Source organism: Bradyrhizobium sp. LB8.2 (genome assembly GCF_040548035.1).
In the GTDB taxonomy this organism is placed as follows: domain Bacteria; phylum Pseudomonadota; class Alphaproteobacteria; order Rhizobiales; family Xanthobacteraceae; genus Bradyrhizobium.
The window spans coordinates 147,589-159,732 of sequence record NZ_JBEPQV010000005.1 but is presented as its reverse complement, the minus strand read 5'-3'; the positions used below and the strand labels follow the sequence as shown (position 1 = coordinate 159,732).

At 63.3% G+C, this 12,144-nt stretch carries 12 protein-coding genes; 5 read left to right on the top strand and 7 right to left on the bottom strand.

Features of this window, described 5'->3' with window-relative positions; all coding sequences use genetic code 11:
- Positions 1-110 precede the first annotated feature (110 nt).
- From ABIB06_RS08935 to ABIB06_RS08915, 5 genes are read left to right on the top strand one after another with little or no spacing between them, the layout of a single operon-like run.
- Positions 111-2,663 carry a TonB-dependent receptor gene (locus ABIB06_RS08935; RefSeq protein ID WP_354046735.1) on the top strand — a complete coding sequence of 851 codons (2,553 nt, stop codon included), beginning with the start codon at positions 111-113 and terminating at the stop codon, positions 2,661-2,663.
- 20 nt (positions 2,664-2,683) lie between these two features.
- Complete coding sequence (locus ABIB06_RS08930) at positions 2,684-3,373, top strand: Fe2+-dependent dioxygenase (protein ID WP_354069117.1); 690 nt, start codon at positions 2,684-2,686, stop codon at positions 3,371-3,373.
- Positions 3,370-4,266, top strand: coding sequence for a tonB-system energizer ExbB (exbB, locus tag ABIB06_RS08925; protein WP_354046738.1), 897 nt, complete (start codon positions 3,370-3,372; stop codon positions 4,264-4,266). The genes ABIB06_RS08930 and exbB overlap by 4 nt, the downstream gene beginning before the upstream one ends.
- 3 nt (positions 4,267-4,269) lie before the next feature.
- The gene (gene exbD, locus ABIB06_RS08920) at positions 4,270-4,725 is read left to right on the top strand and encodes a TonB system transport protein ExbD (RefSeq protein ID WP_247446796.1); all 456 of its coding nucleotides are present in this window, start codon (positions 4,270-4,272) and stop codon (positions 4,723-4,725) included.
- 9 nt (positions 4,726-4,734) lie between these two features.
- Positions 4,735-5,550, top strand: a complete 816-nt coding sequence (locus ABIB06_RS08915) for a TonB family protein (protein ID WP_247446797.1) — start codon at positions 4,735-4,737, stop codon at positions 5,548-5,550.
- Here ABIB06_RS08915 and ABIB06_RS08910 read toward each other — a convergent pair.
- From ABIB06_RS08910 to gntR, 7 genes are all read right to left on the bottom strand, one after another.
- Positions 5,538-5,960, bottom strand: coding sequence for a hypothetical protein (locus tag ABIB06_RS08910; protein WP_354046979.1), 423 nt, complete (start codon positions 5,958-5,960; stop codon positions 5,538-5,540). The genes ABIB06_RS08915 and ABIB06_RS08910 overlap by 13 nt on opposite strands.
- A 65-nt stretch (positions 5,961-6,025) precedes the next feature.
- Complete coding sequence (locus ABIB06_RS08905; RefSeq protein WP_354046740.1) at positions 6,026-6,706, bottom strand: site-2 protease family protein; 681 nt, start codon at positions 6,704-6,706, stop codon at positions 6,026-6,028.
- 153 nt (positions 6,707-6,859) lie between these two features.
- Positions 6,860-7,252, bottom strand: a complete 393-nt coding sequence (locus ABIB06_RS08900) for a GFA family protein (protein WP_354046741.1) — start codon at positions 7,250-7,252, stop codon at positions 6,860-6,862.
- Positions 7,253-7,259: 7 nt separating this feature from the next.
- On the bottom strand, positions 7,260-8,006 hold the full coding sequence (locus tag ABIB06_RS08895) for an SDR family NAD(P)-dependent oxidoreductase (protein ID WP_354046743.1): 747 nt from the start codon (positions 8,004-8,006) through the stop codon (positions 7,260-7,262).
- Positions 8,007-8,129: 123 nt separating this feature from the next.
- Positions 8,130-8,861 (bottom strand): SDR family oxidoreductase, encoded by a 732-nt coding sequence (locus ABIB06_RS08890; RefSeq protein WP_354046745.1) that lies wholly within the window; start codon positions 8,859-8,861, stop codon positions 8,130-8,132.
- A 127-nt stretch (positions 8,862-8,988) separates the two neighbouring features.
- On the bottom strand, positions 8,989-10,818 hold the full coding sequence (locus ABIB06_RS08885; RefSeq protein ID WP_354046747.1) for an IlvD/Edd family dehydratase: 1,830 nt from the start codon (positions 10,816-10,818) through the stop codon (positions 8,989-8,991).
- A gap of 122 nt (positions 10,819-10,940) precedes the next feature.
- On the bottom strand, positions 10,941-12,041 hold the full coding sequence (gntR, locus tag ABIB06_RS08880; RefSeq protein ID WP_247345870.1) for an HTH-type transcriptional regulator GntR: 1,101 nt from the start codon (positions 12,039-12,041) through the stop codon (positions 10,941-10,943).
- Positions 12,042-12,144 lie beyond the last annotated feature (103 nt).

The window sequence follows — 12,144 nt, the reverse complement described above, 5'->3', positions numbered from 1 at the left end:
TCCGGTGTGTTGCCGTGATCGCGTTGACCCCCATCAATACGCCCGATAGCACCGGTGCGTCGCGTTGTCGCAACGCGGCCAATGGAAGCAAAAACACTGCGGGGCGTGTGATGAGCATGACGAAAACACCGCGATCGTTGCGTCCGGTCGCTGTTCGGAAATCATTCGGCAACAATTTGGATGCTGCGACGGGCAAGACCGTTTCTGCAGTGGCCAGTCTGATCGCCGTCGCGTCAGTTTCGAGCGGGGCTCAGGCGCAGCAGTCGAACCTGCCGCCGGTGACGGTCGATGCGCCGGTCCAGCGTCCGCGCCCCGTGGCTTCGAAACCGGCGGCCGACCAGGTCCGCGCGCGCAATGCGCTTCGGCGCGCGGCGCAGCGGCAGCAGGCAGCAACGGCGCCAGTCGTCAATCCAGGCGGTCTTGCGGCCGACCGTGATCCGTACGCAAATCCCGCCGCGCCTTACATGGCGACCCGGGTGCAGGCGTCAGGCAAATTCCCCGAGCCGATCCTCAACACGCCAAAATCGATCACTGTGCTTACAAAGGATGTGCTCGAGGACATGAACGCCACGTCGCTGAAACGGGCGATCCTGAGTACGGCTGGCGTGACGCTTGGAACAGGCGAGGGCGGCAACGCCTTCGGTGACCGCTTCTTTATCCGCGGCTTCGACGCCCGCAACGACATCTTCATCGACGGTGTCCGCGATCCCGGCGTGAGCGTTCGTGAGAACTTCTTCACCGAGCAGGTTGAGATCCTGCGCGGTCCCGGCTCGACCTTTGCCGGTCGCGGTGTCGCCGGTGGTGCGATCAACATCGTCACCAAGCAGGCGACGACGGAGAAGAGCTTCTACAACATGGACACCACGTTTGGCACCGACCAGACCAAGCGTGTCACCCTCGACGTCAACCAGGTGATCAACCCGACACTGGCCGTTCGTGCCGGCGGTCTGTTCCAGGATGCCGGTGTCGCCGGGCGCGATTTCGTCAAGGACAATCGCAATGGCGCTTTCGTCGCGACGACCTGGAAGCCTGTCGATGCTGTCAAGGTCACGGCTGGTTACATTCATACCGAATTGACGGGAGTTCCGGACTTCGGTGTGCCCTATTATCGGCCGAGCACCGCGTCGACCGCCGGCGGTCCGTTCCCGGACTTCGGCGCCAACCGCAACAACTGGTATGGCCAGATCAATCGCGACTTCTACCGGACCGGCCAGGACATCGGTTCGCTCAACGCGGAAGTGCAGATCACCCCGGACCTGATGGTCAGCAACAGGTTCCGTGCGTCGCGCTCGACGCAGAACTACGTCGGAACGCTGCCGGAGAGCCCGATCAACGGCACCCCGCTCTCGGCTTCGACGCTCACGATGAATCCGCAAAGCCGTCTCCAGATCACCGACGTGACCGCCAACCAGACGGAGGCGACCTACAAATTTCAGGACGGGGCCGGGTTCAAGCATACCGCGCTGGCGGGAATCGAAGTCGATCGCGAGAGATCGTCGATCGACAAGTATCTCGGGCTCACCTCGGAGGGGAACGGAGTGCCCGTAAGCCCATCCGGTTCGCCGACGGGCGTCAGCGTCTTCTTTCCCCAAGATACGTTTTTGCCCGGCAAAGCGCTCGCGCTGGCAGGGCTGCCGACCAAAATCGGCATCGACACCGTCAGCGGCTACGTCATGGATAGCGCGAATTATCGCGACCTCCTGATCCTCAACGGCGGTTTCCGCTACGATAATTACCAGATCAACACGTCGGGATACGGAACGGTCGGTGGCGTGAGCCAGTTTGGCCAGCAGTCTGCCGAGTTCCTGATTCCGAACTTCAACCTCGGTCTCACGCTCAAGCCGCTTCCGAATGGCAGCGTCTACGTGGCGTATGCGACCTCAGCGAATCCCGTCGGTGCCGAGTTCGATGGGACGAGCACCGCTTATGGTGGTCTCACACCCGTCCTCAACGGCAGTACGAACCAGATTTTCGGGCCGGAGAAGAACAAGGCGATCGAGCTCGGCACAAAATGGGAGTTGTTCGACCGTCACCTTTTGCTGACGGCGGCGCTGTTTCAGACCACGAAGGACAACGCGCGCGAATCGCAGAACATTACCGCGGCAACGGCAACGGCGACTTGTCCCTATCCAGTAACTGTACCGGCGACTACCGGCTCGGTGTCCTGTATCACGGCCGGCGCAGCCTACCGCATCCGCGGCATTGATCTCGGTGTCGGTGGCAAGATCACCGACAAGTGGAGCGTATTCGGCGGTCTCGTACTGATGCAGTCGGAGGTGACGCAGTCGCTGGCGCCGTCCGCGAACAAGACCCTGTATCCCACCAACGTCGGCCGTCCGCTCGCCAATGTTGCGCACGAGTCGTTCAGCCTGCTCTCGAAATATCAGCTCACCGATGTCTGGGAGCTTGGCGGGCAGGCGGTTTACCGCTCGAAGATCTACGGCGGCACCTTGCTCGCGGCCAACCAGGGCACGTCGATCCCAAGCTACTGGCGCTTCGACATGTTCGCGGAGGCCAAGATCAACAAGAACTGGCAGGTCAAGCTGTTCGTGAACAACATCTTCGACAAGCGCTACTACGACGCGCTGTACCAGAGCGCGGCACCGTTCGTGCTGGAAGCACCGGGACGCGCCGCCTATCTGGTGATCTCGGCGCGCTACTGATGAAGTCATGACGAGGTGCCATGCTGACATGCATTGAAGGCGTTTTGAGCAAGGATGATGTGGCGGATTTCCGCCGCATCATGGACGCCAGCGACTGGGAAGACGGGCGCTCCACCGCCGGCTCGCAGTCGGCGATGGTCAAGCGCAACGAGCAATTGCCGCCGGACAGCGAGGTCGCGCGCAAGCTCGGCAACCGCATCATCTCGGCGCTGACGTCGAACCCGCGCTTCATCGCGGCGGCAATTCCGCTCCAGATCTTCCCGCCGCTGTTCAACCGCTATGCGGCCAGCAGCGGCCACCATTTCGGCCTGCACGTCGACAATGCGGTCCGCGGCGACCGCCTGACCGGCCTTCGCATCCGTACAGACCTGTCGGTCACCTTGTTCCTGGCCGAGCCGGAGGAGTACGATGGTGGCGAACTTGTGATCGAGGACAGCTACGGTTCGCACGAAGTCAAGTTGCAAGCCGGGGACTGCGTGCTCTATCCCTCGACCAGCCTCCATCTCGTCACCCCGGTGACGAGGGGAACGCGGGTTGCGTCTTTCTTCTGGCTTCAGAGCATGATACGGGACGGTCAAGCCCGGAGCATGATCTTTGACCTCGACACCGCGATTCAGGCGCTGGTGGAACGGCTCGGGCGTGACGATCCCGAAACGGTCAAATTGACGGGTATCTATCACAACCTCATTCGCTACTGGGCCGAAGTATGAAGATCATGTCCTTCCAAGCAAGCGTTGCCGCAGCCTTGATGTTGGCGGCCGCCTGGCTCGCATCCCCTGTTTCTGCCCAGACACAAAGCCCGCCGGCGACGCCGGTCCAATCGACAGCTCAGCCGGCCGCGCCCGCCGCGGCTCCCTCAGCTGCCGCGCCGGCGGCGGCAAAGCCCGATGCGGCGGTCGGCATCGCGCCGGCCATGAAGGAACTGTCGCCCTGGGTGATGTTCCAGTCGGCGGACATCATCGTGAAGGCGGTGATGATCGGGCTCGCCTTCGCATCGCTGATGACCTGGACGGTCCTGATCGCCAAGTCGATCGAGCTGTCGGTTGCCTCGGCAAAACTTCGTTCGGCGCTGAAGAAGATCGCGGAGGCGCGCTCGCTCGCGGAAGCGCAGATGGCACTCGGCTCCAAGGAGGGCATCCTGCCGTCGTTCCTGGCGGCGGCGCTGCGCGAGGCGCGGATGTCGGCCGGCCTGTCCAGCGATACCGGCATCAAGGAGAGGGCCGCCTCGAGCTTCTCCGAGATCGTGCGCGCGGAGGCGCGGCGCATCCGCGTCGGCATGGGTGTGCTCGCGACCATCGGCTCCACGTCGCCCTTCGTCGGCCTGTTCGGCACGGTGTGGGGCATCATGAACAGCTTCATCGGCATCTCGAAGTCGCAGACCACGAATCTCGCCGTGGTCGCGCCCGGCATCGCCGAGGCGCTGCTCGCGACCGCGATCGGCCTTGTCGCCGCCATTCCCGCCGTCATCATCTACAACTACTTCTCGCGCGTGACGAAGAGCTATCTCGAACTCGTCAGCCGTGCCTCGGGCGCGGCGGGGCGGCTGCTCTCGCGCGATCTCGACCGCAGCCACGGCAGCGTGCATTCGCGCGCGGCGGAGTGAACCATGGGCGTTTCGCTCGCAGACAATGACGACGACGATGATTTCGGCGAGACGCATGAGATCAACGTCACGCCGTTCATCGACGTCATCCTGGTGCTGCTGATCATCTTCATGGTCGCAGCGCCGCTCTCCACGGTCGACCTGCCGATCGATTTGCCGACGTCGAGCGCGACGCCGCAGAAGAAGCCGGACAAGCCGACCTATCTCAGCATCAAGCCCGATTTGACGCTTGCGATCGGAGAGAACCCGGTCCACCGCGCCGAGTTGATCGGCACCCTCGACGGCCTGTCGGACATGAGCAAGGACAAGTATGTCTTCCTGCGCGCTGATCGCTCGGTGCCGTATGGCGAGTTGATGGGCGTCATGGAGCTGTTGCGCGCAGGCGGCTATTCGCGGGTGAAGCTGGTTGCGCTGGAAGGCGCTCCGGGGGCGCCTGCGGCAGGCGCCGCTCAGCCTTAGAGGCCCGCTATGTCGGACGAACCCAGACCACCCCGGAAGCTTTGGATTTTGGCAGCGGTGGCAGCGCTCGCGCTGCATCTGGGTGGTGCCGCGCTCGCGCTGGCCCATTTACAAACCGATGACGGCGACGATGGCCTGGGGGCAGCCGGCGCGGAGTTCGCCGTCGAGATGGCCTCGCCGAAGGCGCCTGACACCGATCTTCCGCCCGGACCGGACAGTGAAGCGATGCAGGAGCAGCAGGCGCTTCCCGAGCAAAAAGCCGAGACCAAGGAAACCGAGCTTCCGAAGGATCAGTCGCAACAGGTCGACGATCCCGATCGGGTCGTCACCGAAAACATCTCGAAGAAGCCGCAGGACGAGGACCCGAAGATCGCGGCGATTGAAACCCCCGCTGCGGAGGCCTCGCCGCAGTCCGTTGCGACGGCGCGGCAGACACTCGATGAGGACGCCCGCGAGGCCGAGAAGGCGCTGGCGCCTGTGCTTGGCATCGGCAAGGACATGCTGAAGCTGACGGCCGACTGGAATCGCAAGATCAGCGCGCACCTCACGGCCCACAAGGTCAATCCGGAGGGGAAGCAGCCCAACAATCAGAAGGTCAAGGTCTCCTTCGCGATCAACCGACGGGGCAACGTGCTTTCGGTCGACGTCGTGGAGTCGTCCGGGGATGCAGCTTACGATACGGCCGCGATCTCGATCGTCCGCAAGTCCGATCCCGTCCCGCAGCCTCCGGCCGGGCTGACCGAAGACCGGTTCGAGCGCACCGTCGACATCATCTTCACGCCGCCGGACGCCAAGAAAAAGAAGAAGGCGGCTCAGCGCCAGTAGAGCCTGATCGCGACATAGACAACGACCAGGCAAGCGAAGATCAGCGCCACCGGAAGCGGACGTTTCTGGGTTGCGCCTGCGGTCGCTGCCCCGAAGAAATTGACCTTTTTCGGCTTCGGTTCTGGGCGGCGGAAGGCGGTAACATTGTCCGACGCCGTTTCAGGCGCCCGGGGACGGACGTCGGGCGGGGTTCCTGCGCCGCCCATCTCGGAATAATAGGCCTTGTAGATCACGCCGATGGTGGCCTCTGTGGCCTCGCCCTCGTTCATCTGCGCCAGCATGTTCTTGTAGCTGACGAGGAACTCCTGCGCTTCCGGAGGCAGCGCGGACGACCCGTTGAGCTTGGCCATCATCTTCCAGGTGGCAAAATCGGCGCGGGCGCGGGTGTCGGCGCGTCGCGCGATCAGCATATCGGCAGCTTTGACCAAGTCGGCCTCGAGCCCTTCGGCTTGTGTTCGGGTGTGTGGCTGTTCAACTACGCATTGCCGGTCAGAATGAGAACAGTCTGAATCACATAACCGGTCAACGTTCGCAGTATTGCTGAAATAACATCAAGATTTAGACCGAACTGGGAGCCCGCCAGCGGCAGCAGGATCAAGAGACCGATCAGGATCAGCATCCCGAACGGCTCAAGCCGGGCCAGCGGCAGGGCGAGAGGCCGGGGCAACAGCCCGAGCGCGACGCGCCCGCCATCGAGCGGCGGAATGGGCATCATATTGAACACCGCCAGCACCGCGTTGATCAACAGCGCATTCTTGAGGTTGTCGAAGATCCACTGCGCCGAGCTGGCCGGCACCCAGGGCAGGGCGTGCAGGGCAAGAGCTGCGACGAGCGCCAGCAGGATGTTGGTGACGGGCCCGGCCAACGCCACCCAGACCATGTCGAGCCGGGGATGGTTGAGGTTGCGATAATTCACCGGTACCGGCTTGGCATAGCCGAACAGGAACGGCGAATGCGCAAACAGCAGCGTCGCCGGCAGGATTACGGTGCCGAATGGGTCGATATGCTTGAGCGGGTTGAAGCTGACGCGGCCGAGCTGCCAGGCCGTGGTGTCACCGAGACGGTATGCGACGAAGGCGTGCGCGGCCTCGTGGAAGGTGATGGCGAGCACCAGCGGCAGCACCCACACCGATATGTCATAGAAAGAAATGTTCACGGCTCGTCCGTCCCGGTTTGCCTGCGGTCATGCAGCCGACCCAGCCAAACCGGTGGTGCAGCAACGCTTCACCTCAACATAGGGTGGCCGGTTCCGAAATGCCACGCTGCAAATGATCCGCGTGGCCCGAAGCCGCTATGCTGCCGCCAAAATTCACGCCGGGATCGTGCCCGGATACTGCGTCAGCCCGTCGTCGAGCTTCAGCCAGGCGAGCTTCTCCGAGACCCAGATGTGCTCGGTCGGCGCGAAGGCGTTGCGATCATCGAACGTGGTGAGTGCGACGCCCGCCAGCGTGCCGTTGCGCCGCCATGAGAACAGGTGCGTGCCGCAGCGTTTGCAGAACACGCGATCGATGTTCTCGGACGACGCATAGCGGGCGGTGTCACCCTCGATGGTCAGGGCGCGCTGGTCGAACTGCGCGCGGACGAAGTAGGGCGAACCCATTGCCTTCTGGCACATGCGGCAATGGCAGATGCGAACGTTGAGCGGCTCGCCTTCCGCCTTGAACCGCACCGCGCCGCAGAGGCAGCCGCCTTCTCTGATCATGATGCCCTCAGTAGGTTGCCCGCCCGCCGGAGATGTCGAACACGGCGCCGGTCGAGAACGCGCAGTCCTCCGATGCGAGCCAGGCCGCCATCGCGGCGAGCTCTTCCACCAGCACGAAGCGCGCTTTGGGGATTTTCGACAGCATGAAGTCGATATGCTGCTGCGTCATCTGGTCGAAGATCGCGGTCTTCGCAGCCGCAGGCGTCACCGCATTGACGAGGATGTCATGCGCCGCCAATTCCTTGCCGAGCGACTTCGTCAGCGCGATCAGGCCGGCCTTGGAGGCCGAATAGTGCGAGGCGTTCGGATTGCCTTCCTTGCCGGCGATCGAGGCGATGTTGACGATGCGCCCGTATTTCTGCTTGAGCATCGTGGGCACGATCGCCTTGCAGACGATAAAGGGACCATCGAGGTTGATGCGCAGCACCTTGCGCCATTCCTCGAGATCGGTTTCCCAGACCGGTTTGTTGACGCCGGCGATGCCCGCATTGTTGACGAGGATGTCGATCTTGCCGAAGGCCGCAAGCGTCGCATCGCGGGCCTGCTCGACGGCTGCGGTATCGGTGACGTCGACCTTGAAGATGCGGACGCTGTCGCCAATCTCCTTCGCCGTCTTCTCGGCCAGCGCGGCGTCAAAATCCCAAATCGCGACCTTGGCGCCGGAATCGACAAAGCGCTGGGTGATGGCGCGGCCAAAGCCCTGCGCGCCGCCGGTGACGATGGCGACGCGGCCGTTGAGATCGATCTTGTTCATCGCGAAATCCCTTCATCTATCCCTCATGGTGAGGAGCGCGCACTTGGCGCGCGTCTCGAACCATTGAGCCCGTGGTCCATCCCTCGAGACGCCGCTGTCGCGGCTCCTCGGGATGAGGACTAATCAGAGCATGTAGCCGCCGTCGACGACGAGGTCGACGCCGGTGGTGAAGGCGCTCTCGTCACTGCCGAGATAGATCGCCATGGATGCGATCTCGTCGGCGGTGCCGAGCCGGCCCATCTTCTGGCGGGAGACGAACATCTCCTTGCCCTGCGGGCCTTGCGCGGCAGCGCGGTCGAGCATCGAGGGCGTCTCGACGGTGCCGGGGCAGATGCTGTTGCAGCGGATACCCTTGGTGATGAAGTCGAGCGCGACCGCGCGCGTCAGCAGCGACACCGCGGCCTTCGAGGAGCTGTAAACGTAGCGATTGGCCGGCGGCCGCAGCGCCGCGCAGGAGGAGATGTTGACGATGCTGCCACCGCCGCCCGCGAGCATGTCCGGCAGGAATGCCTTGATGGTCCGGTGCATCGACTTGACGTTGAGGTCGAACGAGAAATCAAAATCCTCTTCCGAGCACTCCAGGATGGTGCCGTGATGCACGAAGCCCGCCGCATTCAGCAGGATGTCGACCTTGCCGACGCGCTTGGCGAAGGCATTGACGTCGGCGGTGTTGCGAACGTCGAGCTTCGCCGTCTCGGCAATGCCTTCCTTGGCCAGGCCCGCGATGCCGCTCTCGTTGATGTCGGTGGCGATCACGGTCGCGCCTTCACGCGCGAATGCGATGGCGCATGCGCGTCCGATGCCTGCCGCTGCAGCCGTGATGACGGCACGCTTTCCTTTGAGGCGGTCTGCCATTTGTAATTCTCCTCACCTTGCATTGGAATTTCGAGCCGTCATTGCGAGCGAAGCGAAGCAATCCAGAATCTCACCGTGGAGACAGTCTGGATCGCTTCGTCGCTTCGCTCCTCGCAATGACGAGTGGTTAGTGATTATCCCGCGCGACACCAAACGTGCCGGCGACGTTCTGGTAGCGTGTCGCCAGCTCCATGCAGGCGCCGGTCGACTGCTGGCCGACGGTGTTGCGATAAAGCTCCTGCCACGGCGTCTGATTCGGCGGATGCTTGAAGCCGCCATTGGCCGCCAGGTCGGCATGGCGCTTCTTCACCTCGTCGTCGGAGATGAGAATGTTGGCGCTGCCCTTGTTGAGGTCGATGCGCACCTTGTCGCCGTTCCTGAGGATCGCCAGCCCGCCATTGGCGGCAGCTTCCGGCGAGGCGTTGAGGATCGAGGGCGAGCCCGATGTGCCGGACTGGCGGCCGTCGCCGATGCAGGGCAGGGCGAGGATGCCGCGTTTGATCAACGCCGCCGGCGGCTGCATGTTCACGACCTCGGCGCCGCCGGGATAGCCGATCGGCCCGGTGCCCCGGACGAACAGCACGCAATGCTCGTCGATGTCCAGCGAGGCATCGTCGATCCGCTCGTGATAGTCCTCGGGTCCCTCGAACACGATGGCACGGCCCTCGAAGGCGTTGAGGTCCTTGGGGTTGCTGAGATAGCGGTCGCGAAACTCCTTGGAGATCACGCTGGTCTTCATGATCGCTGAATCGAACAGATTGCCGCGCAGCACCAGGAACCCGGCGTCCTTGACCAGCGGCTTGTCGTAATTCCAGATCACGTCGTTGTCGGGCTTCGGCGCATTGGCGCAGTTCTCGCCGATGCCGCGGCCGTTCACGGTGACCGCGTTCTCGTGGATCCGCTTGTGCTTCATCAATTCGCGCACCACCGCCGGCACGCCGCCGGCGCGGTGGAATTCCTCGCCGAGATAGAAGCCGGCCGGCTGCATGTTGACCAGCAGCGGCACGTCGTGGCCGACCTTCTGCCAGTCGTCGATCGAGAGCTCCACGCCGATGTGGCGCGCCAGCGCGTTGATGTGGATCGGCGCGTTAGTCGAGCCGCCGATTGCCGAGTTGATCACGATGCAGTTCTCGAACGCCTCGCGGGTCAGGATGTCCGAGGGCTTTAGATCCTCCCAGACCATCTCGACGGCGCGCTTGCCCGTCTCATAGGCAATCTGGCCGCGCTCGCGATAAGGCGCGGGGATCGCCGCACAGCCCGGTAGCGAGAAGCCGAGCGCTTCCGCAAGCCCGTTCATGGTCGAGGCGGTGCCCATGGTGTTGCAATGGCCGACCGAGGGCGCCGATGACGCCACGATCTCCATGAATTCCTCATAGTCGATCTCGCCTGCGGCGAGCCGCTCGCGCGATTTCCACACGATGGTGCCGGAGCCGGTGCGCTCGCCATTGTGCCAGCCGTTCAGCATCGGGCCGCCCGACAGCACGATCGCGGGCAGGTTGACGGTCGCGGCCGCCATCATGCAGGCCGGCGTGGTCTTATCGCAGCCGGTGGTCAGCACCACGCCGTCGAGCGGATAGCCGTAGAGGATCTCGACCAGGCCGAGATAAGCAAGGTTGCGGTCGAGCGCCGCGGTCGGACGTTTGCCGGTCTCCTGGATCGGATGGGTCGGGAATTCCATCGCAATGCCGCCGGCCTCGCGGATGCCTTCGCGGACGCGATGAGCAAGCTCGATATGGTGGCGGTTGCAGGGTGAGAGGTCGTTGCCGGTTTGTGCAATGCCGATGATCGGCTTGCCGGACTGAAGCTCGGCGCGGGTCAGACCGTAGTTCAAATAGCGCTCCAGATAGAGCGCGGTCATGCCCGGGTTATGCGGATTGTTGAACCATTCCTGCGAGCGAAGGTGGCGCCGAGCGCCGTTCTCGGCGGGGGCATGCCCATTGGTTGGTTTTTTTGTCATTGGTTTCTCCTGCAATGCAAACGCACTGGCGTCCGTTTTATGGTGTCGGCTTGTGCGATGCCCAACGGCGCGAGTGATGATTTGCCTGCCCGCTGGCGGGTCGTTTCCTCACAAGTCCGATACTAGTCATGGCCACTTGGTAACGCTACCAATTTGTTCGCAGCGCCCGCGCCTGAAACCGCCGGCCTGTTGTCCGAACGCCGCGCCGAGGAGCTTTGCCGCTCTATCACCTTGAAGCCGAGATCGAGCACCGGATGCTGCGGGCGCCGCCCGTCGATCGCCTCGATCAGCATGGCCGCGGCCGTGTTGCCCATCTCGTAGCGGTTGGTGCGCACGCTGGAGAGGGTCGGCACGGTGGACGCCATGAATTCGAGATCGTTGAAGCCGACGATCGCGATCTGTTCGGGTATCGCAATCTCCCGGCGCCTGCATTCGAACAGCACGCCGAGCGCGAGGTCGTCATTCGCGCAGAACACCGCGTCCATGCCGGGCTCCTGCGCCAGGAGGTCGGTGAAAAGGGCGGCGCCGAGCGTCACCGAGGTCGGTGTTGCCGTCGTGACGACGAGGCGTTGCTCGAACAGTCCAGCGTCCTTCATGGCCGAGACGTATCCGTCGAGCCGCCGCTGCACCCGTGGATCCATCCGCGCGCCGACGAAGCCGATCTTGCGGTGACCTTGCGCGAACAGGTGCGCGATCGCCGCGCGGGCTGCGTCATAGTGCGAAAAGCCGATCATCATGTCGACCGGATTGGGTCCGATCTCCATGATCTGCACAATCGGGCAGTCGGCGGCATCGAGCATCGCGCGCGATTCCGCGGTCTGGTCGATGCCGGTGACGATCAGTCCGGCCGGCTTCTGCGCGAGAAACAGACGCAGCAGCTTCTCCTCCTGGAGAATACTGTAGCGTGTATTGGACAACTGAATCGAGTAACGGCTGCTTTCGGAGGCGTCATAGATGCCGCGCAGCACGTCGGAGAACACGTTGTTGGTCAGTGACGGAATCAAGACGCCGATCACTTCGGTGCGCTGCGAGGCCAACGCGCGTGCCGCCAGGTTGGGCACATAGCCGAGCTCCTTGGCCGCGCTCTCGACCCGTGTCCGCTTGGCGACCGACAGCGCCTCGGGATTGCGGAAGAAGCGGGACGCTGTGATCGGGCTGACGCCGGCCAGTTCGGCGACTTCCGCCAGCCGGATTTTGCCTGACTTGGTGCGTTTTCGACCCATTTGCTGCTCTTAACACACTCACTGTCGCAAACAAAGGAACGTTGACAGCGCTACCAGCACAGACTAACCAAAGACAAATTGCCAAAACCGCACAAACTGCCGA